Consider the following 26,489-nt stretch of genomic DNA (forward strand, 5'->3'; position numbering starts at 1 on the left):
TTAGATAATGTTTAAGAAGAAAAGTTTAATTTTAAGTTTAGCATTTTTATTGGTTTTGACACTGTCAGTTAATGCTGGTGCTTTCTGGATTTTTGGAGATGATGATGGTCAAGAAAAGGAAAAGTTAACAGTTGGATTTGCTGTTTCGACACAGAATAACCCATTTTTCGTAGATATGAAAAAAGGAGCAGAGAAGAGAGCTGAAGAAATGGGTGTCGAATTGATGGTAGCTGATGCACAAAATGATGCTGCTAAACAGTTGAATAGTATTCAAGACTTATTAGTAAAACAGATTGATGTATTAGTTATTAATCCAGTGAATGGCGATGCAATTGCTCCAGCAGTGAAATCTGCTAATGATCAAGGTGTTCCTGTGATTACTGTAGATAGATCAGCAAGTGATGGCAAAGTAGTAACTCATATTGCTTCTGATAATGTCAAAGGTGGAGAAATGGCCGCTGAATATATGGCTAAACAACTAGGTGAAGAGGGCAAAGTTGTAGAATTGGCAGGTATTCCTGGAACTTCTGCTGCTCGAGATAGAGGTGAAGGATTCAACAATGGAATTGAGCAATATGATGAAATTAGTGTTATTGCTCGTCAGCCAGCTGGTTTTGATAGAGCTAAAGGTATGACAGTTATGGAAAATATCCTACAAGCTCATCAAGAAATTGATGCTGTGTTTGCCCATAATGATTCTATGGCCTTAGGAGCAGTAGAAGCACTTAAATCTGCTGGCCGCTTAGATAGTACACTGGTAGTTGGTTTTGATGCGATAGATGATGCTTTAACTGCAATTAAAGATGGTGAAATGAATGCTACTATCGCTCAACAACCTTCTTTAATGGGGGAAATGGCAATTGAAAAAGCACAAACGATTGCTAATGATAAAGATTTAAAGGACTATTATCCAGCTAAATTGAAATTAATTACTAAGGATAATGTACAATAAAACTATAATCTATCAGCAGGTCAAAATTTGACCTGCTGATGAATATTCTCAAGGAGGCTAAATATGAAGTTTTTTCTTGATACGGCAAATTTAGAAGAAATTAAAGAAGCAGCTAGTTTAGGTGTAATTGATGGAGTGACGACAAATCCTAGTTTAGTAGCTAAAGAAGGAGACGTTGACTTTCATACTAGAATCCAAGAAATTTGTGAATTAGTTGAAGGACCAGTGAGTGCAGAAGTAATTAGCTTAGAAGCAGAAGGAATGATTGAAGAAGCAAGAGAATTAGCGGATTTAGCTCCAAATGTAGCAGTTAAAATTCCGATGACAGAAGAAGGTCTAAAAGCTGTTAAAGTTTTAGAAGAAGATGGTATTAAAACAAATGTAACATTAGTTTTTTCAGCTAATCAAGCTCTTTTAGCAGCTAAAGCAGGAGCAACTTTCATTAGTCCTTTTGTGGGACGCTTAGATGATAGAGCTCATGACGGTATGAAATTAATTGAAGAGATTAATACAATCCTTAATAATTATGGTCTAGATAGTGAAATTATAACTGCTAGTATTAGAAGCCCACGTCATGTTAAAGAAGCAGCTTTAGTAGGAGCAGATATTGCTACTATTCCGTTTGAAGTAATCGGAAAAATGTCTCAGCATCCACTAACTGATATTGGAATTGAAAGATTCTTAAATGATTGGAAAGAAACCCAAGAATAAAATTAAGCAGAATAAAACAGCCTCCTTAATCTCTGAGAGGCTGTTTTATTTAGTGCTAAATAAAGTTAATTGTGAATATGTTGATTAGTTAAATTAATCTGATTATTGACTCCCTTAGTAAATAGAAACTGGTGTAAAGTCAGTCCACCTACCCAAAAGTTAGCAGCACAACTGCGCAGGAATAAATTCCACATGCGAACGAATTCTTGGTCAAACATTGCTTCAACTTGCCTAATTTCACGGCAGAAATTGCGATGCCACTTTTCTAAAGTTAAGGCATAATGGCGTCTCAAATTTTCTGCATGCAATAAATTAAAATTATATTCAGGTAACAAAGAAACTATTTGCTTAACAGCAGGAATATAGCCGCCGGGGAAAATATATTTTTTGATCCAAGAGTTAGTTGGCCCTTCTTCCCAAGTAGTAATAGTATGTAATAGTGACAGCCCGCCTGGCTTTAGTAGCTGATTAACTTTTTTCATATAAACAGGATAATTCTCTTTGCCTAAATGTTCAAACATACCGACACTAACTATTTTATCAAATTTATAGTTTTGTGGGCTCAGGTTTTGAAAATCTATTAATTTAACTGTTACTTGTTTTTGTAAATTCAATTTTTTAATACGTTGGCTAGTTTTTTGATATTGTTCTTCACTTAAAGTAATTCCTAAAGCATTTACATTATATTCTTGAGCAGCTTTAATAATCAAGCCTCCCCAGCCGCAGCCGATATCTAATAACTTTTCTCCTGGCTGCAGTTGCATTTTCTTTAAAATATGATCAATCTTTTGCAGTTGAGCTTGGTAAAGAGAATCAGTAGGTGATTTAAAGTACGCACAAGAATAATTCATACTTTGATCAAGCCAGAGGGAAAAGAAATCATTCCCGATATCATAATGATGTTGGACTTCTGTTTGGGGTTGATAGCCGAATAGTTTATTATTAAGTCTAGTCAATCCTGCTGATGATTTCTTAATTAAGTTAGTTAGGGGTAGATGATTATTAGCTTGATTAATTATTTTAATAAGTTCTTGAAAATTGCCTTTGATCTTAATCTTGCCAGCCATGTAAGCTTCTCCTAAAGTCAAGATAGGATTATTTAAAAGACTAGACCACGGGACAGGATTCTTAATAATGATCTTTACTTTATAAGGTGCAGTACCTTGAGTTACTACTTCTCCATCCCAAAATTCCACTTGATAATTAGCATTATCAATTTTTTCAAATAAAGAAATTAAAAATTTTTCTTGCATCCTACCCCTCCTCATTTGAAGAAATTAATTTTAATTCTAAGACAGGTAGATCAGTTTAAAACCGAAGTCCAGAAGTAATCATAAATCCTTCATTAGCTAAGGGTACTAATTCTACTACTAAGTGCTTATAATTAAATCCAACTGTAGGTAGTACAGCTGGGAAAGTGCCTAATTGATTAATAAAACCACCGTATTTACCGTTTTCATCATCATAACCATGCACAATTCCATATGTAAACTTCCAGCGTAATCTAAAGTCATGTTTTTGATAGATAGGATATGTTTTCCCTCCATAAACATACCATGATGATTGATAAAATGAATTTTCAAATGAAGCAATACCATAAAGTTTAGAGTCGTCTCTGTGATACTCAAGGACTACTAAACGGGGGTCTTCATTGTAAAACTTGCTTTCCCAATGATGAGTAATAATATCAGTTTGAAAAGAGAAATTGCCGTATTGATTTACATTAGAATCTTGCGCATATGATATCTGAGTAAATAATATTACTAATAGTAAAAATAAGAATGTTTTTAACTTCATGAAATAGTTGCTCCTTTATTTAATTTCTTTAATGTTTCTATATTATATGTTATTGACAAATAGTTGAAATTCCTCTATTAAAATTAAAATGAGAACTACCTACTTTGCTGCTCAAGATAAGAGTTTATCTTAGAATAAATTTCTTTAGTGGCAGGAGTTTTGGGTAAAGTATCATATAAACGATCTATATACTCTTTTTCTTTAATGATAGTAAAACTAGGGCCAAAATTAATATCAAAGACCCAGCCCATTTGCAGTAATTTAAAATCACTGATAGTTTCTAAATCTTCATATTTAACTACTTCTTCAGCCATGATTTGTTGATAGACTGCATCAGATATTTTTTCTGCTGTAGATAATCCTAAATTGACGGTATTATTATCTGACTGATTAGTGTATTCCTTCAGTACTACCCGCCAGATATCCAATTTATCAGCATCACGAATTAATTTAGTATATAACAAACATTCTTCACTTTCATTCTCGGGCAGATATGGTTTGTTGTGATATTGAATTGCTTTTAAGATTAATTCTCTGTTTATAGGATCAACTGTGGCTAAAAGATCATTATCTTTGATGACGCTAACGCCTAATTGGGCATGGTCTTCAGATTTGGCGTCAGCAAAAGTTTTATATTCTTGATATTGTTTAAAACGCCCAATATCGTGTAATAATGCAATTGTTTGAGCAATATAGGCTTCTTTTCCTTCTAACATATCATCTATAATTTTTTTCATTTTGTTACAAACTTGATAGCTATGTTGGTATTTTAAATCAATATTTTGCTGTTCTTCTGGGTCAGATAAAGAAAATTGACTAACATAATTATCGAATTGCTCTTGAATATTAAATAATAATTGCTGATTCATTGTTATGAACTCCTCCTTATAGTCTTCTAATTATAATTTTATCGAGTATTGCCTAGTTATTCAATAATAAACTTAAAATTGCAAAAGATGGATTAAAAGAAGGTTAAATTAAAGTGATATTTAATATATAATATAGGACAATAAAATACATAAAACATCAATTCTTTTGGGGGGATAATTTGTGAAAATTGTAATTTTAGAACCTTTATCTGTAACTAATGTAGTAATTGAAGATTTAGCGTCAGAACTAAAAGAAAAAGGACATGAGTTAGTTATTTATGATAATCGTCCGCAAGAAGATGAAGAGATTATTAAGCGGATTGGAGATGCCGAAATAGCAGTAATTACGAATTTGGCCTTATCAGAAGAAGTAATTACTGCTTGTCCGCAGCTGGAATTGATTTCTGTAGCCTTTACAGGAGTAGATCATGTTGATTTAGAGGCCTGTCGGCAACAAGATATTACAGTTTGTAATGCGCCAGGGTATTCTACTCATGCAGTAGCAGAATTGGCAATGGGGTTAATGATTACTGTGATGCGCAATATAGTTGCTGGCGATGCTGCTACTAGACATGAGAAGACTAGGGCAGGATTGATTGGCCCTGAATTACACGGCAAGACATTAGGAATTATTGGTACTGGTAGTATTGGATTAAGAGTTGCCGAGTTAGGGTCTGCTTTTGGTTGTAAATTGCTAGGTTATAATCGCAGTCAAAAGAAAAGAGCTAAAGAATTAGGAGTTGAATATGTCGATCTTGAAACTTTAATGAGTAAGAGTGATATAGTTAGTTTGCACCTCCCCCATACAGAAGAAACTGAAGGATTGATTGATGCAGAGAAAATAGATTTAATGCAGGAGTCGAGTATTTTCATTAATACAGCCCGTGGGCCAATTGTCGATAATGCTGCTTTAGCTAATGCTTTGCAGCAAGGTCAGATTGCTGGAGCAGGAGTTGATGTTTTTGAAATGGAGCCGCCGATCCCTAAAGACCATCCCTTAGTTAATACTTCCAATGCAGTTTTAACTCCTCATGTTGCATTTGCTACTCCAGAAGCATTTCAGCGTAGAGCTAAGACAGTTTTTGCTAACATTAAAGCGTGGTTAAATAATAAATCTCAAAATGTAGTCTTTTAACTGATAGCAGGCAGGTAAGTCCTGCCTGTTTAATTTAAATTTCTAGTAAAATTTAGGGGGAGAATTAATGAAATCGTGGGCAGCAAAATATTTTTCTAATAAATATATAGTGGGGAACTTAGTTGCGTTATTGGTGATTACTTATTTAGGATTAAAAAATTATCTATTATTTCATGCTTTGGTTGAACTATTTAGTATTATTATTGCTTATAATATGTTTATTATAGTTATTAATACGCAGGATATTTCCCAAAATAATTATCTGATGTTTTTAGGAGTAGCTTATGTTTTTGTAGGTGGTTTTGATTTGCTGCATACCTTAGCTTATAAAGGAATGGGAGTTTTTCCTCACTATGGTGCTAATTTGCCAACTCAATTATGGATTATTGCTAGATTCATTGAAGCTCTATCATTACTATTAGCTTTTAAATTCATTAGTGGTAAATTAAAAATAAAGAAATTAATTTATAGTTATTCTTCTCTAACAGTAATTTTGCTTTCTAGTATATTTTATTGGGATATCTTTCCTGCTTGTTTTAGAGTAGGGGTAGGATTAACTCCCTTTAAAAAGATTAGCGAATATTTAATAGTGACTATTTTAGTAATTGCAATGGTTTTAATTTATCAACGGCGAGAAAAATTAAGTCCTAAATCATATCTTTGGATGAAATGGGCGATTATAACAACGATTTTAGCTGAACTATCTTTTACCTTATATGCTGATGTATATGGATTATTAAATATGTTAGGACATATTTTTAAATTAATTTCATTTTATTTAATTTATAAAGCAATTATTGAAATTAGTTTGAAAAGTCCTTATACTTCATTATTTAAAGAATTAACGGCTACTAATCAACAATTAAAAGCCGAAAGGGATAAATTAAATAAATATTTTGATGTTTCAGGAGTTATGATTATAAATATTAATGGGAAAGGTAAAATTGCAGAAGTTAATAAAAAGGCGTGTCAAGTTTTAGGTTATAGTGAAGAAGAATTATTAGGTCAGTCCTGGACTAATTTTGTAAATGAGAAAGAAGAAGAAAAAACAATAAGAGTTTTTGCTGATACTCCTAATGGACAGTCTAGTGTATTACATTATGGTCAAAATGAAATTATCACCAAAAGCGGAGCACGGAGAAAAATTTTGTGGACAAGCAATATTTCAAAGGATGCACAGGGGAATATTAAAAGAGTTTTAAGTTCGGGGCTTGATATTACTGACTATGAACTATTAAAAAAGGAATTAGAATATAATAAATTGCAGGTAGAATTTTTTGCTAATTTATCTCATGAACTAAAAACACCCTTGAATTTAATTTTTTCTGCTCTGCAGGTCTCTGACTTATATCAGGAAAACAATTTATCGGAAGCAGAATATCAAGATTTACAGGGCTATACGGAAATTATCAAGCAGAATAGTCAAAGGTTATTAAGATTAGTTAATAATTTAATAGATATTACAAAAATAGATACTAATTCTTTTAATTTAGACTTGAAAAATGTTGAGATAGTAGAAGTAACGCGGGAGATAACGAATTCAGTTAAAAGTTATATTGAAAGTCAAAATAAAAGTTTAAAATTTGAAACGGAAGTTGCGAATAAAATTATTGCTTGTGACCCTTTTAATCTAGAGCGGATATTATTGAATTTACTCTCTAATGCACTTAAGTTTACTGAAGAAGATGATGAAATAAGAGTTAAAATTTCAGAAACGGAAAATATGATTGTAATTGCAGTTAGAGATACTGGCTTAGGAATTCCGCAAGAAAAGAAAGATCTAATTTTTCAACGTTTTAGACAGATTGATAAATCCCTTAATCGCAATGCTGAAGGAAGTGGGATTGGGCTCACAATTGTAAAATTACTGGTTGATTTACATGATGGAGTGATAGAAGTAGATAGTAATTATGGTGAGTTTACAGAATTTAAGGTTAAACTGCCTAAGAAACAATTAAAGAATCAGTCGCAAAAAAATATTAATTATCAAGTAGATAGCTCTAGTGTACTTGACAGAGTAGAAGTAGAATTTTCTGATTTGTATGATCTATAATCTTACTCCTGCATATAATATAAATGATATTAATTTTGAGAGATCATTCAAAAGGAGCGGAAGAGATGGTTTCAATTATAGGACATCACTTGATTAATAAGGAAGAAGGCTATCAAATCTTATTGTATTTAGACCCTCAGTTAATAGAGGTGGCAGATGAATTTGATGAGTCTTTTCAAAACAAAGAAGATTTAAGACAGGTAGTCAATTCTTATGTTAAGAATAGGTTGCCAGATTTAAAAGTGACGGTGATTAGGGTAGTACTTGGTTCTTTAGTAATAGCTAGTATCCCACTACTTCCGGGAACAGAAATTAAAGACTTAGATTCTAGTCAGGAGTTAAATTTGAAAACTGAAGTTAAAGAAGTATTTGAAAATACGCCTCAAGAAATAGAAAAGGATTTGTTATTAGTTAATAAAAACAATAGTTTAGCTGATAATTATACTCCTTTAAATTTAATAGTACCAGAGGTGCCATTTATTTTTAAAGGATTTCATGAAAAGAAGTTGATGGCTGCTAAAGCAGCTACAGCTTTAGAAGAATTGTTTGCTGCAGCTAAAGCTAATAATATAGAACTATATGCTGTGTCAGGTTATCGTTCTTATCAGCGGCAAGAGGTTATTTTTAAATCACAAGTAGAAAAACATGGATTGCTGCAGGCTAATCAAATTAGTGCTCGACCAGGAGAAAGTGAACATCAGACTGGTTTAGCTATGGATGTAACGAGCCCTCAAGTGAAGTTTAAATTAGTACAGGAATTTGGTGTTACTAAAGAAGGTCAATGGTTGAAGGAACATGCTGCCGGTTTTGGTTTTATTATTCGCTATCCGGAAGGAAAAGATGCAGTGACAGGCTATCAGTATGAACCGTGGCATATTAGATATGTAGGTCAGGAGATAGCTCAAAAAATAGCAAGTCAGGATCTAACTCTAGAAGAATATTTAGCATAAAAGACCTGGACTAAGCTTTGGCCCAGGTCTTTTTTTAATTACTCTGAAAAACTAAGCTGCATTGTATCTACTTTGACCCGATGTACTTTTTCTAATTCAGCTTGTAATTCATCGATCTCTTCTTGAGAACCACAGAGAGTAAGTAAGATTAATCCTTCTTCGGAACATTGATCTACTGATTCATGTAATCCCAATCTTGTTTCAATAATACAACCATTATCAGTTAAAATCTCTTGTACTTTAGGTGCTGCATCGGTTCGTTTGTCGATTAAAACAGCCATAATTGTGGAACATTCCATATGAATTTCCCCCTTTTGAATAAAATTTTAATCTTTTTTTATAATTCTGGTAGCAATTAAAAATTCCTGCTTTATAATTATTATGGGAAGGAAAAAAATATTTTATGTAGAAAAAATAAATAACGCAATAAAAGCAAAGAGATGGAGTTGATTTCTTTAATGGCCGTAGGAGAAAAAGCTGATGAAATTAATTCTGATTTATCTCCAGAAATGAAAAAAAAGAGAAAAGAAACGTCCACCTAGATTAGAATTGGAAGAATTTGTTCATCACAACTCTGTGGAATAATTAATATATTTACAAGGGAGCGAATATAATGAAAATGATTGCCTTAATTGCTCATGATGAAAAGAAAGAAGATCTAATTGCTTTTGCTCAGCAACATCAAGAAATTTTAGCTAATTATCACTTAATTGCAACAGGAACTACTGGTAAGAGATTAAATGAAGAAACCGAGCTAGAAGTTGAACGTAAAGCATCTGGTCCTTTAGGCGGAGACCAACAGATCGGGGCTGAAATTGCTAGTGATAATTTAGAAGCAGTTATTTTCTTAAGAGATCCTTTAACTGCTCAACCTCATGAACCTGATGTTAGTGCTTTACTTAGAGTATGTGATGTGCACAATGTTGCTTTAGCGACTAACTTATCAACAGCTCATCTAGTATTAAATGGCTTAAAAGTAAATTGACTAATTGATTAATTTGTGTTATTATAACAAAAGCTGTAGAGTTAAAAAGTAAATTGCATTACATATCTTTACAGCTGATTTATAGACATTTAAAAATTTTATGGAGGTGACGCAAATGGCATATACAATTACTGATGAATGTATTTCTTGTGGACAGTGTGAACCTACTTGTCCAGTAGACGCTATTGCTGAAGGAGATGCAAAGTACGATATTGATGCAGATACTTGTATTGATTGTGGTCAGTGTGCTTCTGCTTGTCCAGTTGATGCTATTGAAGCGTAAGTAACATAGGCTAGTATTAAAACCCCGGGGTTTTCCTGGGGTTTTTTTATTATAGAAGCTAATTTTTTAAGTTGATTTTGATTACATATTTTAATTGCAAAGGATAATTTAGTTCTATATTGAATATTATAAAATAAGATATAATAAATAGTTATGAATAATTGGCAAAATGTAAATAATAAAAGATAAAGAGTAAAAAATAATCTATAAGGTTTAAATTGTGAGGTGAAATAATGGAACCTACTATTGGTTTAGCTTTAGGGGCAGGATCAGCTCGAGGTCTGGCTCATATAGGTGTTTTAAAAGCTTTAGAGGAAGAAGAAATTAAAATTGATTATATAGCAGGGACTAGTGCAGGAGCGATTATTGGTGGGTTTTATGCTGCTGGGTTAGACCTGCATATGTTAGAAAGACTAGCAACTCATCTTGAGTGGGATAATTTAACTGATATAACATTACCCCGGCAGGGATTAATAGCTGGAGATAAGATGAAAGAATTTTTTCAATTGCTGACTAAAAGAAAAGAGTTTTCTGATTTAGAATTACCCTTTGCTGCTGTAGCTACAGATATAGAAAAAGGAGAAAATGTAGTTATTGATAGTGGAATAGTAGCAGAAGCTTTAAGAGCTAGTATGTCTGTACCAGGGGTTTTTGTACCTCATAAACTTGATGATAGATTATTGGTGGATGGAGCATTATTAAACCGCGTTCCGACAGCAGAAGCAAGAAATTTAGGGGCAGATATTGTAATTGGAGTTGAGGTTAGTCCTATAGATTCTCAGTCACGAGATGTTAATAATATTTTTGATGTGATTCTGAATTCTATTGATATTATGCAGCAAGAATTAGCGCAAAGTAAAAGGGTGGGGGCAGATTTATTAATTGAGCCTAAGCTGAAGGGGATTGGAGCTACTGAATTAGAGCGTAGTCAAGAATGTATTGATTTAGGTTATCAAGCAACTCAAAAGAATATCGAAAAAATAAAAAAGTTAAGAGCTAGGGGGTTAGAGAGTGAAGAAGCTAATTAAAAATAATCAGTTTACTGTCGCATTAGTTATTATTCTTGTATTAGCAGGAATTTTGTTTTTATATCCTATAAATTATTATCTTGTTTCACCAGGAATTGCAAAAGATATTTCTCCAATGATAAATATTGAAGCTCAATCTTATGATACTGCAGGACAAATTATGTTAACTACTGTCTCCATGAAGCGTGCTAATATAGTTGATTATTTATGGGTCAAGATCTTTAATCCAGAATTATATGAACTGCAGTCTATGGATTTTTTACCTGAAGATGTTAAATTAGAAGAATACTTTGATTTAATGAAAGAAATGATGACAGAGAGTCAATTGAAAGCTCAAGCTGTAGCCTTAGAGCAAGTAGGTTATCAACCACAAATAACGGGACAAGGAGTAGAAATAATTCAAGTTTTAGAAAAGAGTAATGGTTATGGACGTTTGCAAGAAGGAGATATTATTGTAGAAGTAGATGGAGCTAAAGTACAACTGTTGACTGAAACTGTGAACAAGATTAAAGATAGAAAGCTAGGAGATAAAGTAGAAATTACAATCAAGCGGGATAAAAAGAAAAAAACTTTTTCAATTAAGACTAAAGCGCTTAAGAAAAATAGCAAAGAGCCTTCAATTGGAGTTTTGATTTCTCCTTATAAGCGAAAATATAATTTTCCAATTAAGATTGAAATTGATGCTGGGCAGATTGGCGGTCCTTCAGCAGGCAGCATGTTTGCTTTAAGTATTTATAATTATTTGACTAAAAAAGATATTACTAACGGCAATAAAATTGCTGGGACAGGAACAATTAATTTAGAAGGAGAAATTTCTAAGATTGATGGTATTAAGCAAAAAATTGCTGCTGCTAAAGAGGAAGGAGCAGAGTTGTTTTTTGTCCCTGCTGGTAATTGGGAATTGGCCCAAGAGATGAAAAATCATGGGGTTAAATTAGTTAAAGTAGAAAAATTCAGTGATATAATTAATTATCTAAAAAATTAAGCTTTAATAATTGGAGCTTGTTTATAATCTGAATTACCTGGCTTCCACTTATGATTTGGGTAAGCTAAATTATAAATATTAGTAGCTTGTACATCAAAACTCAACATTTTTTGTAATAAGTTTTGAGGTTGGTAATTACTCTTAAAATGATTAGCAACACGGGAGATCAACGGTAGGTCTCCTTGTGATTTTATTTTATGTAGTAATTCTTTTCCTTGCTGGTTAAAACCTAATATTCTAAAATAAAGTGGCCCACCGGCTTGGTCAAATTCTCTTAAGGAATTTTCTTTTAAGTTCAGTAAAATTTGGGCTAAGATTCTTTGGATTCGTGTTTGAGTAAAACGTTTGGTTTTTATTTTATTTATTAGCTCTACCCACGAAGAGGAATTAAGAGCCGCGTCTTTGATGCGATTTTCTAGGCCCCCTCTAACATCTTCATAGTTTTTAAATTTAGCCCGCGAATTTCGTCTTAAAATAGCTAATAATGGATTTGATAAATCTTGAGGATAAATAGGTCCTCGTCCGGCCGTGAATTCTTTTTCTAAAATGTTTACTGTTGTTGCTGGCATAGTTTCTTGTAGTTGATCAGTGATTAAAGGATCATTGTTTTCTTGATATTTTTTAATTTGTTTGCGAATTGCTGTAGCACTAGAGACTTGTTCTAAATGTTGAGTATTGTAATCTGCTCCTTGACGTTGAATAGTAAGCGGTTTAATGGAACTATTGAGCTTAGTTAGGGCTTTGATATATTCGATGCCTAAAATATTATTAGAATTATGGAGTATTTCTGCAATTTGATGTTGTGAAAGATCAATTTCTGTGTTTTGTTTCTGTAGATATTCTCCAACAGCTGCAGCCCTTGCTTGAGGATAAGAAAGATTAGATTCTAATTTCTTTTGGATTAGTTCACTTAATTGAGGGGGTTCTTGAGCTAATAATTGTCCTAAGAACTGTAATGGTTGAATTTTTCCACTTTCACTGCCAAAGCAGAGTGAATCAACTATATTTGTAGCATCTAATAATTTTACACTACCAAAAGCAAAGTGTTCTGCACTACGTATAGAATAGCTGATTGGAAGTTGAATTACCAAATTTACTCCTTGCTCTAAAGCCATTTCTGTACGTGCCCATTGATTAATTAAAGCAGGGGTGCCTCGCTGTAAAAAAGAACCGCTCATAATACAGATTGAAGCATCAGCCCCGCTTTCAGCTATAGATTCTTGAAGATGGATTTGATGGCCATTATGAAATGGATTATATTCTGTAATGATACCTAAAATTTTCATAGAAAAAACTCCTTTTTAAAACAGTTATGAGTAATCAGTGGTCAGTAAATAGTAATGAGTAAATAGAAAAAAACTACTTTATTTGTTACTCTTCACTATTTACTAGTTACTGTGTATTATTGTATCTAATTATGAGTTAAATATCAATTGACATATATTTGATTTAATTAGTAAAGAATAGTTGGTGGGCAGGTATAAAATAAATAATTGTCAGACAGTTGTTAATCTTTTGATTTATTAAATGATTTAAACTTTAAAAAATCCTAAATTATTTGATGAAATAACAAGGAGATTAACATGTTTATCTAGTATTTCATATGTTGGGTATGATTAAATATGGTTGTTAGTTATTGGCAATGAATTTCATGCAGAAAATCATTGGGGGTTAAAAGCTAGTAAAATTTTATAAGATGTTATAAAAAATAAGGGGGACAATTTATGAGTTTTATCAAGAACATTCATCAACAAGCTAAATCGGACAAACAGAAAATTGTATTGCCAGAAGGTACGGAATTAAGAACGATTAAAGCAGCACCATTAATTTTAGAGAAAGGGATAGCAGATGTTGTATTGCTAGGAGAAGAAAAAGAAATTAGAGAAATATCATTAGAACATGGTGTTGATTTAGATGGGGCAGAAATTATTAATCCAGTTGAATCTGATAAGTTAGAGGAATATGGAGAGACTTATTATGAATTAAGAAAACATAGGGATATTACTGAGGAAGAAGCATTAGAGCAAGTTAAAGACCCGCTTTATTTTGCTTCGATGATGGTTGAAAAAGGTGAAGCAGATGGTAAAGTTGCTGGAGCAGAAAATGCAACGGGAAATGTACTTAAAGCAGCAATTAAAATTATTGGTACTAAAGAAGGAATTTCGGTTATTTCAGGTGCTTTGGTGATGATTGTTGGCGATAAAGATTATGGGGAAGATGGAGTTTTAGTCTTTGGAGACTGTGCTGTTAATCCTAACCCTGATGCTGAGCAATTAGCTGAAATTGCTGTATCTTCAGCTCAGACTGCAAATAATTTAACTAAAATTGATCCTAAAGTTGCTATGTTATCCTTCTCTACAAATGGTAGTGCGCAGCATGAATCAGTGGATAAGGTAGTAGATGCTATTGCTAAAGCTAAAGAATTAGATCCAGAGTTAGAAATTGATGGGGAAATGCAGGCTGATGCTGCTCTAGTACCTAAAGTAGCTAAAACAAAATATCCTGAAAGTGAAATTGCAGGTGAAGCTAATGTATTAGTTTTCCCTAATTTAGAAGCTGCAAATATTGGTTATAAATTAGTACAACGTTTAGCTCATGCTGAAGCAATTGGCCCTATTTTACAAGGGATTGCTAAGCCAGTTAATGATCTATCAAGAGGGTGTAATGTGCAAGATATCGTTAATGTAGCTGCAATTACAGCAGTACAAGCTCAAAATTGTTAAATATTTGGAGAGGAAAAATAAATTAAAATTGTCAATAATATAAGGAGGAGTTTCAATGAAAGTTTTAGTAATTAATAGCGGTAGTTCTTCAATTAAATATCAATTAATTAATATGGAAAATGAATCTGTGTTGGCTAAAGGTTTAGTAGAACGAATTGGAATTGAGGGTTCAAGATTAGAACAAGAAGTTGCTGGTGAAGAGTTTGAAATTGAAGAAGAAATTGCTGACCATGAAGTAGGAATGGAATTAGTAATTAATACTTTAACGGATGATGATAAAGGTGTTATTTCTGATGTAGATGAAATTAATGCTGTTGGTCATAGAGTTGTTCACGGTGGCGAATATTTTGATTCTTCTGTAATTGTAGATGAAGATGTGAAAGAAAAGATTAAAGAAAGCTCTAATTTGGCCCCGTTACATAATCCAGCGAACTTAATGGGGGTTGAGGTTTGTGAGGAATTGATTCCTGAAGCACCACAAGTAGTTACTTTTGATACTGCTTTTCATCAGTCTATTCCTGAACAAGCTTATATGTATGCTTTACCTTATGAATATTATGAAGATTATAGTGTACGGCGTTATGGATTCCATGGAACATCTCATAAATTTGTAGCTCAAAGAACTGCTGAAGAGATGGGCGAAGATATTGAAGACTTAAAGATTATTACTTGTCATTTAGGTAATGGTGCTAGTGTTGCTGCTGTTAAAAATGGTAAGTCTTATGATACAAGCATGGGCTTGACTCCATTAGAAGGTTTAATGATGGGGACTAGATGTGGAGACCTTGACCCAGCAGCAGTACCATTTATTATGGAAAAAGAAGATTTATCGCCACAAGAGATGGATGAAGTTATGAATAACAAAAGTGGATTTTTAGGAGTTTCTGGTATTAGTAGTGATACTAGAGATATCGAAGAAGCTGCTGAAGAAGGTAATGAAAGAGCTCAGTTAGCTTTAGATATGTTTGCTTATCGCGTTAGAAAGTATATTGGGTCTTATGCTGCTGCTATGAATGGTGTAGATGCAGTTGTCTTTACAGCTGGTATTGGAGAAAATGCAATTGCTATGAGAGAAGATATTTGCGCAGATTTAGATTACTTAGGAATTGAAATAGATGAGGATAAGAATGATGTACGTGGTGAAACACAAGAGATTAGTTCTGATGGTGCTGAGGTTAAAGTATTTACAATTCCAACGAATGAAGAATTGGTAATTGCAAGAGATACTAAAGAATTAGTTGCTGAATAACCCTTGACAAAATTATTTAAGTTGTATTATAATTAAAACGCTGTGTTTAGTTTGATTGAGATCCTTGCAGCTTAATCTCGGGTTTTAAGAAGGTGATTAAGATGAAGATAGATGTAGAAGAAATTAAAGAAACTCTAGGTGCAATTAAGCAGGTTGATTTGACGATCCCATTTTTTGACCAAGAAATTCAAGGTCGAGAAGTGATGTTTATTGATGATATTAGACTAGTTGGACGTGTGATTAATGCTGAAGATGAATTTGTGGTGACTGCTAAAGCTGATCTTAGAATTAAGGTGCCGTGTAGTCGCTGCTTAGAGAAATTTGAAATGCCGCTTCATTTTGAATATGAGGCTGAGTTTGATAAGGCTGAAGTCGAACATGATGAACTTGATTTAGAGGAGTCATGGTTAGACCATATTACATTAGCTATTCCAATGAAGACGGTGTGTGATGAAGACTGTCAAGGTTTATGTCCTAATTGTGGGACTAATTTAAATGAAGATAGTTGTGATTGCATGATGCACGAGGTTGACCCTCGTTTAGCTAAGTTAGGACAACTATTAGATAAAGAGTAATTAGTTTTAATGTGAACTAAGGAGGTGTATTAGAGATGGCAGTACCAAAGAGAAGAACTTCTAAAACAAGAAAAAGAAAGCGAAGAACTCATAAAAATTTAACTCCACCTAATTTATCTGAATGTCCTCATTGTCATGAGATGAAAAAGTCTCATCAGGTTTGTCCTGAGTGTGGACATTACAAAGGGAGAAAAGTAAAATAGTGAGGCTATTAAAAGCAAGGCAGTTTACTGTCTTGCTTTTTTCTTTGCTATAAAAGAATGTGAATTTGTTTAACGATAAATAAAAAATGTCGATAAAAATTGAAAGAAGTAATTTTTCGTCATATAATATAATTGGATGGGGGTAGTTGAAGTGTTAGTAGATATGATATTTGGAATGTTTGCTATGTCGCTAAATTTTTATGTAGGATTGAAATTGTATAGAATTAATTTTGATAAACATAAATTCATCAAGTTGATTGCTTTATCAGTAGTAATAATTGCTGGAGTGAGAGTGTTTGTGTCTACTATTTTGCTGCAGACAGTATTAGGGGTTACAATTTTAATTTTAGGGCTGAGATATTATTTCAAGAAAAGTTGGTTTAGCAGTATTATTCCAATAGTGACAGTTTATTCAATTATTTTTATGATGGAAATTATAAGTATAGATTTAATAACATACATAACTGGGGTGCCTTTTAAAGAGGTAGCTCACAATAAAAATTTTGTGTTTTATTTATATGGTCTGGGTATAAAATCACCGATATTGATAATGGCGTTAGTGCTTTATTATACAGATTTTTATATTGCTGATTTAAGACAAGTTGAGTAGAAAGGAGTCGATATGAAATCCGAAGAAGAAATTGAAAAAATAAAGCGTGTGATAGTTGTAACTTTGCTGCAATCATTTTCTCTGATATATGTATTGTCAATTAATAATTTGGGGACAGATATGATTCCCTTCTATGGCTTAGTATTAGATGTTATTATTGTTTGTAACATAGTTGCTTCTGTGTACAATCTTTATTTTTTAAAAGATTTTGATCAGTTATTGAATAAATTCTTATCTTATCAAATTATTAAAACTAAAGCAGAAGAACAACAAAAATTTATTGAACAATTGAGGTCACAGCGCCATGATTTTATCAATCAACTGCAGACAATTGCTATGATGGCTCAAATGGGTAAGATTGATCAAATTGTGGATTATGTGCAGGAAACAGGGGCAGAAATAAGTAATTTAGAACAGGGTGATTATAAGATATCTACTTTAGAATTGATTGTAGAACAAAAGAAACAGAAGGCAGGAAGATTAGGGGTTGATTTGAGTTATCAGATTGAGAAAGGTTTTAATATAAAAAAGTTGAGTACTAATCAATTATTTAGATTATTCTATAATTTAATTGATAATGCATTAGAAGCTGCTACTCACGATGAGGAACCTCAAGTGAAGGTTGAAGGCGTTAAAGAAGATGATGACTATGTAGTTTCTGTTTATAACAATGGTTCATTTATAGAGGCAGAATTAAAAGAAAAGATTAAGCAGCCTGGTCAGTCTACTAAAGGTGAAGATAGAGGTTATGGGGTTTACATAATTAAATCTTTAATTGATAAAGCTAATGGTAGCTTAGAAATTATCTCTAATGAAGATTATGGCACAGAATTCATTTGTCGGCTCTGAAACTATTAATTTCTAATTAAACTTAATAGTGGTCTAACTTTGTTATATAATTCTTTAGCTGGAATTTTGCTTCTTTCTCTTGAAATTTAGGTTGAGATTATGTATAATAATAGTGGTTTAAATTAGTACCAGGTATTAATCGAGAATGAGAACGGGTGATAATAATGAAAAATTTAAATAAAGAAGAACGGCAGGAAAAATTAGCTCAACTCTTAGCTGATGATCCTTTTTTAACTGATAAAAAGTTAGCAGACAAATTCGGAGTTAGTATTCAAACAATTCGTTTAGATAGAAGAGAATTGGAAATACCTGAAGCTAGAAAACGGATTAAGTCTGTAGCACGTCAAACTTATTCTAAAGTGAAGTCAGTACAGAGTAGAGAAATAATTGGTGAACTGGTAGAGATAGAGTTGAATAAATTTGGTTCATCAGTTTTAGAAACAACGGCAGATATGGTGTTAGAAAAAGCGGAAATTGTAAGGGGACATCATATTTTTGCTCAGGCTAATTCATTAGCAGTAGCAATTATAGATACCGATGTAGCAGTAACTGGTTCGGCTAATATTCGTTATCAACAGCCAGTTAGTCTTGGAGAACGATTGCTTGCTACAGCTGAAGTTCAATCTATAGAAGATAATAAGTTTACGATAGAAGTAACAACTAAGGTTAATGATAAAATGATTTTCCAAGGAGAATTCGTTGTTTTTGCACTTGAAGAAGAGGAAATTAGAGAGGGAGGCAGATAAATTGAAAATTGCTATTGATGCAATGGGAGGCGATGATGCTCCGCAAGAAATAGTTAAAGGAGCAATTAAAGCTAGTCGAGATACTAGTGCTGAATTGATTTTAGTCGGACAAAAAGAAGCAATTAGGACTGAACTTAATAATTATAATTATGATCAACAGCAAATTAGGGTTGAACCTGCCTCTCAAGTGATTACTATGAATGAATCTCCAACAAGAGCTTTGCGGAAAAAGAAAGATTCATCAATTGTTATTGGTAGTAATTTAGTTGCAGATAATGAAGTTGATGCTTTTGTATCGGCTGGTAGTACAGGAGCAGTGATGGCTGCTGCTACTTTTAATATTGGTCGGATTAAAGGAGTTAAAAGGCCAGCAATTGGAACTGTATTTCCAGCTTTAGAAGGGCAAACTCTATTATTAGATGCAGGGGCTAATGTAGATAGCAAAGCTCAAAATTTAGAGCAGCAGGCTTTAATGGGGCATGTTTATATGAAAGAAATTTTTGCTATAGATAATCCCAGTGTTGGTTTACTAAGTATTGGAGAAGAGAAGAAAAAAGGAAATAAATTAACTAAAAAGACTTATGAATTGCTCGAAGAACAAAATGATTTAAATTTTGTTGGTAATGCTGAAGGTCGTGATATTTTTACTGGTGAATTTGATATTATAGTTTGTGATGGCTTTGTAGGTAATGTTGTTTTGAAAACTGTTGAGGGATTAGTAAAAACTATTTTTAAATTACTCCAAAGTGAAGTAGAAAAAAGTTGGCTAGCTAAAATTGGTGGTCTCTTTTTAAAACCAGTTTTGAAACGATTAAAGCAAAAACTTGATTATACAGAATATGGTGGAGCGCCATTATTAGGGATTGATGGTGTGACAATAATTAGTCATGGTAGTTCAAATGCTAAAGCAATTGCAAATGCAATTAAAAATGCTGAAGAAGCAGCAGAAGCTAACTTGCCAGAATTAATTAAAGCTGATATAGATGAAAGGACTGATTAATAGTATGAGCAATGAGAGAAGGGCAAAAATTGCTGGGGTAGGTTCTTATGCTCCAGATAAAATATTAACTAATGAAGACTTAGAAGAAATGGTTGATACTAATGATGAATGGATTAGACAAAGAACGGGAATTAAAGAAAGAAGAATTGCAGCTGATGATGTAGCATCTTCTGATTTAGCTTATCATGCTTCTCGAGAGGCTTTGCAAAATGCTGGATTAGAAGCTAGTGATTTAGATTTGATTTTAGTGGCTACTTCTACACCAGATCATCCTGGTTTTCCTTCTACTGGCTGTGTACTTCAGGATAAATTGGGGATTACAGATGTCCCGGCTTTTGATGTAGCAGCAGCCTGTACGGGATTTATTTACGGCATGTCTACTGCAACTCAGTATGTAGAAACAGGTGCTTATGATAATATTTTAGTAGTAGGTACAGAGGTGTTATCTAAAGTTATCGACTGGGAAGACCGTAACACATGTGTTTTATTTGGTGATGGAGCTGGAGCAGCTGTGCTGACTCCTAGTGATGAAGGTGGAATACTATCTAACACTTTAGGAGCTGATGGTTCACGAGGAAATGTATTGGAAATTCCTAGTGGAGGTTCAAAGGAGCCTTTTTCTCAAGCAGTGTTAGAGGAGCGTAGTCATTATGTTAGAATGGATGGCAAACCAGTGTTTAAATTTGCAGTTAAGATTTTAGGCGAAGCAGCTGTAGAAGCTTTAGAAAAAGTTGGATTAGATAAAGATGATATTGACTTTTTAGTTCCTCATCAAGCTAATACTAGAATTATTGATGCTGCTGCTAAGAGATTAGATTTGAGTAGAGAACAAATTTATATTAATTTAGATAAATATGGGAATACTTCTGCAGCTTCAATTCCATTAGCTTTAGATGAAGCAGTTAAAGATAATCAAATTGAATCGGGAGATATTGTAGTATTAGTAGGATTTGGTGGAGGTTTAACTTGGGGAGCAACAGTAATAGAATGGACTTAAAGGGGGAGAATAGTTGTGATTCAAACTGAATTATGTGATTTATTAGAAATTGAATATCCTATTATTCAAGGAGGAATGGCTTGGGTAGCTACTGGAGAATTAGCTGCTGCAGTTTCTCAGGCTGGAGGTTTAGGAATTATTGGTGCTGGAAATGCTCCAGCCGATGTAGTGCGAGAAGAGATAAGAAAAGTGAAAGAAGTTACTGATAAGCCATTTGGAGTTAATGTCATGTTGTTATCTCCTTATGTAGATGAAGTAGTAGATGCAGTAGTAGAAGAGGAGGTTCCTGTTGTTACCACAGGTGCTGGAAATCCAGCTAAGTATTTAGATAAGTTTAAGTCAGTAGGGTCTAAAGTGATTCCAATTGCCCCTTCTGTTACTTTTGCTAGACGGATGGCTAGATATGGTGTTGATGCCTTAATTGCTGAGGGGAATGAAGCAGGAGGTCATATTGGACGATTAAACACAATGGCTTTAGTTCCTCAAATTGTTGATGCTATTGATTTACCTGTAATTGCTGCAGGAGGCATTGCTGATGGACGAGGTTTTGCGGCGGCTTTGAGTTTAGGTGCTAAAGGAGTACAAATGGGAACTCGCTTTGTTTGTGCTGAAGAATGTATTGCTCATGAAAATTATAAAGAAGCAATTATTAATGCTCGTGATCGCGATGCAGTAGTGACTGGTCGTTCAACTGGTCATCCAGTAAGAAACTTAAAGAATAAATTAACGCGTAAAATTCAAAAATTAGAGAAGCAAGATGCTGATAAAGAAAGAATTGAAGAATTAGGTGTCGGCCGCTTAAAGCAAGCAGTTATTGATGGTGATGTAGAAGAAGGTTCAGTCATGGCGGGCCAAGTAGCAGGAATGATTTCACAAGTTGAACCTGCGGCTGAAATCATAGATGATGTGGCTACTAAAGCGCAACAAATTTTAAAAGAAAATCATAGTGCTTAAGAATAAAATTAGATTATAAGGTAAAATTAAATATAAATATTATTTAAGAGTAATTAGGATTTATAATTATTGATATAATAATAGTGAGATAGGAGGAAGAGCATGAATAAACTTGCATTTATTTTTCCCGGTCAAGGCTCACAAAGAGTGGGTATGGGCCAAGATTTAGCTAAAGAGTATGATGTAGTAGCAGAAACTTTTGCTGAGGCTAATCAAGTTTTAGATATTGATATTAAAGAATTATGTTTTTCTGGACCTGAAGATAAATTGACGGAAACAATTAATACTCAGCCAGCAATTTTGACAACAAGTATTGCTTTTTATAGATTATTAGCAGAAGAAGGAATTACTCCTGATGTAGTGGCTGGACATAGCTTAGGTGAATATGCAGCTCTTGTAGCAGCAGGAGTGTTGGATTTTGCAGCAGGGGTTAAATTAGTTCGCAAACGAGGCGAATTAATGAGTCAAGCTGATCCCGAAGGTAATGGTACTATGGCGGCAGTAATTGGTTTAGATGCTGCTGAAGTAGAAGAAGTTTGTGACAAAGGCAGTCAGTATGGGATTGTAGAGCCAGCTAATTATAATTGCCCTGGTCAAATTGTTATTTCTGGAGAAAAAGAAGCAGTAGAAAAAACTACAGAATTAGCAAAAGAGGCGGGAGCTAGAAAAGCAGTAGTGCTTAATGTTAGTGGACCTTTCCATTCTAGTTTAATGGAAAGTGCAGGAGAAAAATTTGCTGATTATTTAGAAGATGTAGAGTTTAATCAGCCTGAGATTCCAGTAGTACCTAATGTTAATGCTGAGCCGACAACTGACCCCCAAGAGATAAAAAAAGCATTGATTAAACAGATGAGTGGGGCAGTAAGATGGGAAGAATCAATTGAAAAGATGATTGCTGATGATGTAGATACTTTTATTGAAGTTGGCCCTAATCGGGTCTTAAAAGGATTTATGCGCCGTATAGATAGAAGTGTAACTGCTCTAAATGTTCGTAATCAACGATCTTTACAGAAGACAAAAAAGAAATTATAAATAGAGTAAATTAATTAAAGGTGAGGTGACACTATGCAAATTGAAGATAAAGTCGCAATTATCACTGGTAGTTCAAGAGGAATCGGGAGAGAAATTGCTTTAAAATTTGCTGCTAATGGAGCTAAAATTGTAGTTAATTATCCTGTAGATGGTGAAGCTGAAAATGCTGAAGCAGTAGTTGATGAAATTAAAGATTTGAGTGCTGAAGCAATAGCAGTCAAAGCAGATGTAACAGATAGCGAAGAGGTAACAGCGCTGATTAAAGAAACAAGAAAAGAATTCGATAAGATTGATATTTTAGTTAATAATGCAGGTATTACTCGCGATAAATTATTAATGAGAATGCGTGAAAAAGATTGGGATTCAGTTTTAGATGTTAATTTAAAAGGAGCCTTTAATACTACTAAAGCTGTGAGTCGAGTTATGATGAAGCAGCGTGAAGGAACAATTATTAATATCGCTTCCGTAGTAGGATTAATGGGTAATGCTGGTCAAGCTAATTATTCTGCTTCTAAAGCAGGGTTGATTGGTTTTACTAAATCTGTTGCTCGGGAAATGGCAAAGAGAAATATCACAGTTAATGCTGTAGCACCTGGTTTTATTGAAACAGCAATGACTGATGAGCTATCAGATGATGTGATTGAAGAAATGACAGCTAATATTCCATTAGAAGACTTAGGTCAACCAGAAGATGTTGCTGATACTGTTTTATTCTTAGCTAGTGATGCTGCTAAATATATTACTGGTGAAGTAATTCGAGTTGACGGCGGCATGGCGATGTAGCCAGTAGAGAGTCAAGCAATAAGCACTGCATATAGATTGCGCAGTTAGTAATGCAAAGGTTAAATAGATTAGGGCTGCACGAAGTGTTTTTTTGATTTTTAAAAAACACGGAGGATACAATGAAGCAGTAACTAGTGAAGAGTAAAAAGTGAAGAGATAAAAGATAAAAGATGAGAGATAAAAGTAGAGACTTGGCATGCCAAGTCTGTGTAATAACAATTAATAATAAACGGCATAGTAGATTATGAATTATGATATAAGAGTAAAGAGAAAAAACATTAAAACAGTAATCAGAAAACAGAAAAAACAAACCATACTAGTGGAGTAGAAACTTGACATTGGTAGTTTTTAATAATAAAATTAATTTACTTAGTAATATTTACTATTAAGTAGCAAAGAAGGTTTATTGGTTTTGAATTTATCTTTTTGGTTTTATCTGATTACTCATTACTAATAACTGATAACTATATTTTAATTATCTTTATTAAGGAGGTGAAGGATATGGATGTTGCAGAAAAAGTAAAAGAAATTATCGCTGAAGAATTAGCTCTTGATCTTGAAGAGGTAACTGAAGATGCTACTTTTGATGATTTAGGAGCTGATTCATTAGATATTGTAGAGGTGGTAATGGCTTTTGAAGATGAATTTGATGTAGCAATTCCTGATGAAGATGCTGAAGAAATTGGAACTGTTCAGGATGCTATAGATTATATTGAAGATATTTTATAATTTAAATTAAACTAAAGACCCCACTGGGCACTCCCAGTGGGATTTATCCACTTTAGTCAGGGGGAATAGATTTGAAATTACCTAAACTACGTATCGGTGATTTAGTAGCTGAAATACCAATCATGCAAGGTGGTATGGCATATAGAGTGTCTACTGCTCCATTAGCGGCAGCAGTAGCAGATGAAGGAGGAATTGGATTAATAGCAGGCTCTGGAATGAGTGTGGAGGAAATAAAGGAAGAAATTAGAGAAGCAAGAGAAAAGTCCTCTGGAATCATAGGTGTTAATATTATGGTTGCAGTAAGAAAGTTTAAAGAATTAGTCCAGGCCTCTATTAGTGAAGGAATAGATTTAATTGTAGCTGGAGCAGGTTTTTCTCGGGATTTATTTTCTATGGGAAAAGAGAATGATGTAGAAATTGTACCTATTGTTTCCTCGGTTAAATTAGCTAAAATTTCTGAAAGGTTAGGAGCTTCTGCTATTGTTGTAGAAGGAAAAGAGGCAGGAGGACATTTAGGGACTGATAAAGAGCTTAAACCATTAGTCAAAAAGATTGTTAAAGCGGTAGATATTCCTGTGATTGCAGCAGGTGGAATTATTGATGGTCAAGATATTGCAGAATATCTTAAGCTTGGTGCTTCAGGAGTACAGATGGGTTCTAGATTTGTAGCTAGTGAAGAATGTGAAGTAGAAAAAGAATTTAAGGAATTATATATATCTGCTCAAGAAGGTGAAGATACTTTAATTGAAAGCCCAGTTGGATTACCAGGTCGGGCTTTAAGCAATGAATTTACTGATCGCTTAGACCAAGATGTTGTTGAAACTGGTGATGCATGTGATTATTTATGTTTGAAAAAATGTTCACAAGATTTTTGTATTATGAAAGCATTACGGCAAGCTCATGATGGTAACATGAAGGAAGGTCTAGTATTTGCCGGTGAAAGAGCTCCGTTGATTAATAATATATTACCTGTTAAAGATATAATGAAAGATTTAGTTAGTGATGCGAAAAAATATTTAGGGAGGGAAGATGAAGATGAGTAAACGTGTAGTGGTAACAGGAATGGGAGTTATATCTCCAATTGGGAATAGTTTGGATGAATTTTGGTCTTCTTTAATTAATGGGGAGACAGGAATTGATCAAATTTCTTCTTTTGATGCATCAGAAATCAGAACTCAAATAGCTGCTGAAGTAAAGGATTTTTCTCCAGCAGACTTTGGTTTAGATCGTAAAGAGGCAAGAAGAATGGATAAGTATGCTCAATTTGCAGTTGCAGCATCAAATTTAGCTGTAGAAGATTCTGGTTTAGATGTTGAAGAAATTGCAGAAAGAGTAGGGGTTCTAGTTGGCTCTGGTATTGGTGGTATTGAAACTTTTGAAGAACAGCATGAAAGATTGATGGAACGAGGACCAAATCGAGTTAGCCCATTTTTGATTCCAATGATGATTTCTAATATGGCTGCTGGACAGGTATCTATTTACACGGGTGCTAAAGGTCCATGTAGTTCAATTGTTACTGCTTGTGCAACAGGAACACATTCTATTGGAGAAGCTTTTGAAACTATTAGAAGAGGCGATGCTGATGCTATGATTGCTGGTGGAACTGAAGCATCTATTACACCTACTGCTTGTGCAGGTTTTGCTTCTATGAAAGCAATGAGTACTAGAAATGATGACCCTACTAAAGCAAGTCGTCCCTTTGATAAAGAAAGAGATGGTTTTGTAATGGGAGAAGGAGCAGGAGTACTTGTTTTAGAAACTTTAGAGAGTGCTCAAGAAAGAGGAGCAAATATTTATGCAGAGTTAGTTGGTTATGGTGCGTCTAGTGATGCTCACCATATTACGGCTCCAGCACCAGGTGGAGAAGGAGCAGCTAGAGCAATGGATATGGCTATTGATAAAGCTGAAATGAGCCCTGAAGATGTGGATTATGTTAATGCTCATGGAACATCTACTCCAGCTAATGATAAGTTAGAAACTGCAGCTATTAAAAAGACATTTGGCGATTATGCTTATCAATTACCAGTAAGCTCTACAAAATCAATGACAGGACATTTACTTGGTGGTGCTGGTGGAGTTGAGGCAATTGCATCTGTATTATCAATTAAAGATAATATTATTCCACCAACAATTAATTATGAAAATGAAGATCCAGAATGTGATTTAGATTATGTTCCTAACGAAGCACGAGAGAGTGAAGTTAGCTCAGCATTATCTAATTCATTAGGGTTTGGAGGCCATAATGCAACATTATTGTTTAAAGAATATACTGAATAAAGTTGGGGATAGAT

General features: G+C 33.7%; 29 protein-coding genes. 24 read left to right on the plus strand and 5 right to left on the minus strand.

What is annotated here, in order from left to right; translation table 11 throughout:
• Window positions 1–7 precede the first annotated feature (7 nt).
• Both rbsB and fsa read left to right on the plus strand, forming a co-directional pair.
• Window positions 8–952, plus strand: coding sequence for a ribose ABC transporter substrate-binding protein RbsB (rbsB, locus tag JOC47_RS06985; protein ID WP_204701345.1), 945 nt, complete (start codon window positions 8–10; stop codon window positions 950–952).
• Between the two features lie 63 nt (window positions 953–1,015).
• Window positions 1,016–1,663 (plus strand): fructose-6-phosphate aldolase, encoded by a 648-nt coding sequence (gene fsa, locus JOC47_RS06990; RefSeq protein WP_204701346.1) that lies wholly within the window; start codon window positions 1,016–1,018, stop codon window positions 1,661–1,663.
• Between the two features lie 65 nt (window positions 1,664–1,728).
• Here fsa and JOC47_RS06995 read toward each other — a convergent pair whose 3' ends face one another.
• From JOC47_RS06995 to JOC47_RS07005, 3 genes are all read right to left on the minus strand, one after another.
• On the minus strand, window positions 1,729–2,916 hold the full coding sequence (locus JOC47_RS06995; protein ID WP_204701347.1) for an SAM-dependent methyltransferase: 1,188 nt from the start codon (window positions 2,914–2,916) through the stop codon (window positions 1,729–1,731).
• A 55-nt stretch (window positions 2,917–2,971) separates the two neighbouring features.
• Complete coding sequence (locus JOC47_RS07000) at window positions 2,972–3,460, minus strand: hypothetical protein (protein WP_204701348.1); 489 nt, start codon at window positions 3,458–3,460, stop codon at window positions 2,972–2,974.
• A gap of 95 nt (window positions 3,461–3,555) precedes the next feature.
• The gene (locus JOC47_RS07005) at window positions 3,556–4,329 is read right to left on the minus strand and encodes an HD domain-containing protein (protein ID WP_204701349.1); all 774 of its coding nucleotides are present in this window, start codon (window positions 4,327–4,329) and stop codon (window positions 3,556–3,558) included.
• A 181-nt stretch (window positions 4,330–4,510) separates the two neighbouring features.
• On the opposite strand from JOC47_RS07005, the gene JOC47_RS07010 reads away from it, so the two are divergent.
• The 3 genes from JOC47_RS07010 to JOC47_RS07020 all read left to right on the plus strand — a co-directional run bounded on the left by JOC47_RS07010 (window position 4,511) and on the right by JOC47_RS07020 (window position 8,467).
• Complete coding sequence (locus tag JOC47_RS07010) at window positions 4,511–5,464, plus strand: NAD(P)-dependent oxidoreductase (protein ID WP_204701350.1); 954 nt, start codon at window positions 4,511–4,513, stop codon at window positions 5,462–5,464.
• A 67-nt stretch (window positions 5,465–5,531) separates the two neighbouring features.
• Window positions 5,532–7,517 (plus strand): sensor histidine kinase, encoded by a 1,986-nt coding sequence (locus JOC47_RS07015; protein WP_204701351.1) that lies wholly within the window; start codon window positions 5,532–5,534, stop codon window positions 7,515–7,517.
• A 65-nt stretch (window positions 7,518–7,582) separates the two neighbouring features.
• The gene (locus tag JOC47_RS07020; RefSeq protein WP_239550976.1) at window positions 7,583–8,467 is read left to right on the plus strand and encodes a M15 family metallopeptidase; all 885 of its coding nucleotides are present in this window, start codon (window positions 7,583–7,585) and stop codon (window positions 8,465–8,467) included.
• 38 nt (window positions 8,468–8,505) lie between these two features.
• Here the strand turns inward: JOC47_RS07020 and JOC47_RS07025 are convergent, their stop codons facing one another.
• The gene (locus JOC47_RS07025; protein ID WP_204701353.1) at window positions 8,506–8,766 is read right to left on the minus strand and encodes a CPF_0552 family protein; all 261 of its coding nucleotides are present in this window, start codon (window positions 8,764–8,766) and stop codon (window positions 8,506–8,508) included.
• A gap of 314 nt (window positions 8,767–9,080) precedes the next feature.
• Here JOC47_RS07025 and mgsA point away from each other — a divergent pair, with 314 nt between their 5' ends.
• The 4 genes from mgsA to JOC47_RS07045 all read left to right on the plus strand — a co-directional run bounded on the left by mgsA (window position 9,081) and on the right by JOC47_RS07045 (window position 11,748).
• Window positions 9,081–9,452, plus strand: coding sequence for a methylglyoxal synthase (gene mgsA / locus JOC47_RS07030; RefSeq protein ID WP_204701354.1), 372 nt, complete (start codon window positions 9,081–9,083; stop codon window positions 9,450–9,452).
• Between the two features lie 115 nt (window positions 9,453–9,567).
• Window positions 9,568–9,735, plus strand: a complete 168-nt coding sequence (fdxA, locus tag JOC47_RS07035; RefSeq protein WP_204701355.1) for a 4Fe-4S ferredoxin — start codon at window positions 9,568–9,570, stop codon at window positions 9,733–9,735.
• A gap of 233 nt (window positions 9,736–9,968) precedes the next feature.
• Entirely contained in the window at window positions 9,969–10,763 is a 795-nt protein-coding gene (locus tag JOC47_RS07040) for a patatin-like phospholipase family protein (protein WP_204701356.1), read from the plus strand.
• A complete protein-coding gene (locus tag JOC47_RS07045; protein ID WP_204701357.1) occupies window positions 10,747–11,748 on the plus strand; it encodes a PDZ domain-containing protein in 1,002 nt (333 codons plus the stop codon). Before JOC47_RS07040 ends, JOC47_RS07045 begins: the two co-directional genes overlap by 17 nt.
• Here JOC47_RS07045 and JOC47_RS07050 read toward each other — a convergent pair.
• Window positions 11,745–13,034 (minus strand): nucleotidyltransferase, encoded by a 1,290-nt coding sequence (locus tag JOC47_RS07050; protein ID WP_204701358.1) that lies wholly within the window; start codon window positions 13,032–13,034, stop codon window positions 11,745–11,747. The two genes, JOC47_RS07045 and JOC47_RS07050, sit on opposite strands and share 4 nt — an antisense overlap.
• 438 nt (window positions 13,035–13,472) lie before the next feature.
• Here JOC47_RS07050 and pta point away from each other — a divergent pair, with 438 nt between their 5' ends.
• The 15 genes from pta to fabF all read left to right on the plus strand — a co-directional run bounded on the left by pta (window position 13,473) and on the right by fabF (window position 26,475).
• Window positions 13,473–14,471: a phosphate acetyltransferase gene (pta, locus tag JOC47_RS07055; protein WP_204701359.1), complete on the plus strand. Its 999-nt coding sequence runs from the start codon at window positions 13,473–13,475 to the stop codon at window positions 14,469–14,471.
• Window positions 14,472–14,526: 55 nt separating this feature from the next.
• On the plus strand, window positions 14,527–15,720 hold the full coding sequence (locus JOC47_RS07060; protein ID WP_204701360.1) for an acetate/propionate family kinase: 1,194 nt from the start codon (window positions 14,527–14,529) through the stop codon (window positions 15,718–15,720).
• A gap of 101 nt (window positions 15,721–15,821) precedes the next feature.
• On the plus strand, window positions 15,822–16,295 hold the full coding sequence (locus JOC47_RS07065; RefSeq protein WP_204701361.1) for a YceD family protein: 474 nt from the start codon (window positions 15,822–15,824) through the stop codon (window positions 16,293–16,295).
• Between the two features lie 35 nt (window positions 16,296–16,330).
• Complete coding sequence (rpmF, locus tag JOC47_RS07070; RefSeq protein ID WP_204701362.1) at window positions 16,331–16,498, plus strand: 50S ribosomal protein L32; 168 nt, start codon at window positions 16,331–16,333, stop codon at window positions 16,496–16,498.
• A gap of 151 nt (window positions 16,499–16,649) precedes the next feature.
• A complete protein-coding gene (locus JOC47_RS07075; protein ID WP_204701363.1) occupies window positions 16,650–17,108 on the plus strand; it encodes a hypothetical protein in 459 nt (152 codons plus the stop codon).
• Window positions 17,109–17,120: 12 nt separating this feature from the next.
• A complete protein-coding gene (locus JOC47_RS07080; protein WP_204701364.1) occupies window positions 17,121–17,957 on the plus strand; it encodes a sensor histidine kinase in 837 nt (278 codons plus the stop codon).
• Between the two features lie 164 nt (window positions 17,958–18,121).
• Window positions 18,122–18,703 (plus strand): transcription factor FapR, encoded by a 582-nt coding sequence (fapR, locus tag JOC47_RS07085; protein WP_204701365.1) that lies wholly within the window; start codon window positions 18,122–18,124, stop codon window positions 18,701–18,703.
• Window position 18,704: 1 nt separating this feature from the next.
• Window positions 18,705–19,703 (plus strand): phosphate acyltransferase PlsX, encoded by a 999-nt coding sequence (gene plsX, locus JOC47_RS07090; RefSeq protein WP_204701366.1) that lies wholly within the window; start codon window positions 18,705–18,707, stop codon window positions 19,701–19,703.
• Between the two features lie 4 nt (window positions 19,704–19,707).
• Window positions 19,708–20,700 carry a beta-ketoacyl-ACP synthase III gene (locus JOC47_RS07095; protein ID WP_204701367.1) on the plus strand — a complete coding sequence of 331 codons (993 nt, stop codon included), beginning with the start codon at window positions 19,708–19,710 and terminating at the stop codon, window positions 20,698–20,700.
• A gap of 15 nt (window positions 20,701–20,715) precedes the next feature.
• A complete protein-coding gene (fabK, locus tag JOC47_RS07100) occupies window positions 20,716–21,654 on the plus strand; it encodes an enoyl-[acyl-carrier-protein] reductase FabK (RefSeq protein ID WP_204701368.1) in 939 nt (312 codons plus the stop codon).
• Between the two features lie 102 nt (window positions 21,655–21,756).
• Window positions 21,757–22,686: an ACP S-malonyltransferase gene (gene fabD, locus JOC47_RS07105; protein ID WP_204701369.1), complete on the plus strand. Its 930-nt coding sequence runs from the start codon at window positions 21,757–21,759 to the stop codon at window positions 22,684–22,686.
• Between the two features lie 33 nt (window positions 22,687–22,719).
• Window positions 22,720–23,469 (plus strand): 3-oxoacyl-[acyl-carrier-protein] reductase, encoded by a 750-nt coding sequence (gene fabG, locus JOC47_RS07110; protein ID WP_204701370.1) that lies wholly within the window; start codon window positions 22,720–22,722, stop codon window positions 23,467–23,469.
• A 501-nt stretch (window positions 23,470–23,970) separates the two neighbouring features.
• On the plus strand, window positions 23,971–24,198 hold the full coding sequence (locus JOC47_RS07115; protein WP_204701371.1) for an acyl carrier protein: 228 nt from the start codon (window positions 23,971–23,973) through the stop codon (window positions 24,196–24,198).
• A 71-nt stretch (window positions 24,199–24,269) separates the two neighbouring features.
• Window positions 24,270–25,241 (plus strand): NAD(P)H-dependent flavin oxidoreductase, encoded by a 972-nt coding sequence (locus JOC47_RS07120; protein ID WP_204701372.1) that lies wholly within the window; start codon window positions 24,270–24,272, stop codon window positions 25,239–25,241.
• Window positions 25,234–26,475 carry a beta-ketoacyl-ACP synthase II gene (fabF, locus tag JOC47_RS07125; RefSeq protein WP_204701373.1) on the plus strand — a complete coding sequence of 414 codons (1,242 nt, stop codon included), beginning with the start codon at window positions 25,234–25,236 and terminating at the stop codon, window positions 26,473–26,475. The genes JOC47_RS07120 and fabF overlap by 8 nt, the downstream gene beginning before the upstream one ends.
• The last annotated feature ends 14 nt before the right edge of the window (window positions 26,476–26,489 follow it).

Source organism: Halanaerobacter jeridensis, assembly GCF_016908315.1.
GTDB classification, from domain to species: domain Bacteria; phylum Bacillota; class Halanaerobiia; order Halobacteroidales; family Halobacteroidaceae; genus Halanaerobacter; species Halanaerobacter jeridensis.

Excerpts from the sequence above, each read along its gene's own strand:
- rbsB (WP_204701345.1), top strand. The coding sequence starts at position 8 with ATGTTTAAGAAGAAAAGTTTAATTTTAAGTTTAGCATTTTTATTGGTT.
- fsa (WP_204701346.1), top strand. The coding sequence starts at position 1,016 with ATGAAGTTTTTTCTTGATACGGCAAATTTAGAAGAAATTAAAGAAGCA.
- JOC47_RS06995 (WP_204701347.1), bottom strand. The coding sequence starts at position 2,916 with ATGCAAGAAAAATTTTTAATTTCTTTATTTGAAAAAATTGATAATGCT.
- JOC47_RS07000 (WP_204701348.1), bottom strand. The coding sequence starts at position 3,460 with ATGAAGTTAAAAACATTCTTATTTTTACTATTAGTAATATTATTTACT.
- JOC47_RS07005 (WP_204701349.1), bottom strand. The coding sequence starts at position 4,329 with ATGAATCAGCAATTATTATTTAATATTCAAGAGCAATTCGATAATTAT.
- JOC47_RS07015 (WP_204701351.1), top strand. The coding sequence starts at position 5,532 with ATGAAATCGTGGGCAGCAAAATATTTTTCTAATAAATATATAGTGGGG.
- JOC47_RS07020 (WP_239550976.1), top strand. The coding sequence starts at position 7,583 with ATGGTTTCAATTATAGGACATCACTTGATTAATAAGGAAGAAGGCTAT.
- JOC47_RS07025 (WP_204701353.1), bottom strand. The coding sequence starts at position 8,766 with ATGGAATGTTCCACAATTATGGCTGTTTTAATCGACAAACGAACCGAT.
- mgsA (WP_204701354.1), top strand. The coding sequence starts at position 9,081 with ATGAAAATGATTGCCTTAATTGCTCATGATGAAAAGAAAGAAGATCTA.
- fdxA (WP_204701355.1), top strand. The coding sequence starts at position 9,568 with ATGGCATATACAATTACTGATGAATGTATTTCTTGTGGACAGTGTGAA.
- JOC47_RS07040 (WP_204701356.1), top strand. The coding sequence starts at position 9,969 with ATGGAACCTACTATTGGTTTAGCTTTAGGGGCAGGATCAGCTCGAGGT.
- JOC47_RS07050 (WP_204701358.1), bottom strand. The coding sequence starts at position 13,034 with ATGAAAATTTTAGGTATCATTACAGAATATAATCCATTTCATAATGGC.
- pta (WP_204701359.1), top strand. The coding sequence starts at position 13,473 with ATGAGTTTTATCAAGAACATTCATCAACAAGCTAAATCGGACAAACAG.
- JOC47_RS07060 (WP_204701360.1), top strand. The coding sequence starts at position 14,527 with ATGAAAGTTTTAGTAATTAATAGCGGTAGTTCTTCAATTAAATATCAA.
- JOC47_RS07065 (WP_204701361.1), top strand. The coding sequence starts at position 15,822 with ATGAAGATAGATGTAGAAGAAATTAAAGAAACTCTAGGTGCAATTAAG.
- rpmF (WP_204701362.1), top strand. The coding sequence starts at position 16,331 with ATGGCAGTACCAAAGAGAAGAACTTCTAAAACAAGAAAAAGAAAGCGA.
- JOC47_RS07080 (WP_204701364.1), top strand. The coding sequence starts at position 17,121 with ATGAAATCCGAAGAAGAAATTGAAAAAATAAAGCGTGTGATAGTTGTA.
- fapR (WP_204701365.1), top strand. The coding sequence starts at position 18,122 with ATGAAAAATTTAAATAAAGAAGAACGGCAGGAAAAATTAGCTCAACTC.
- JOC47_RS07095 (WP_204701367.1), top strand. The coding sequence starts at position 19,708 with ATGAGCAATGAGAGAAGGGCAAAAATTGCTGGGGTAGGTTCTTATGCT.
- fabD (WP_204701369.1), top strand. The coding sequence starts at position 21,757 with ATGAATAAACTTGCATTTATTTTTCCCGGTCAAGGCTCACAAAGAGTG.
- fabG (WP_204701370.1), top strand. The coding sequence starts at position 22,720 with ATGCAAATTGAAGATAAAGTCGCAATTATCACTGGTAGTTCAAGAGGA.
- JOC47_RS07115 (WP_204701371.1), top strand. The coding sequence starts at position 23,971 with ATGGATGTTGCAGAAAAAGTAAAAGAAATTATCGCTGAAGAATTAGCT.
- fabF (WP_204701373.1), top strand. The coding sequence starts at position 25,234 with ATGAGTAAACGTGTAGTGGTAACAGGAATGGGAGTTATATCTCCAATT.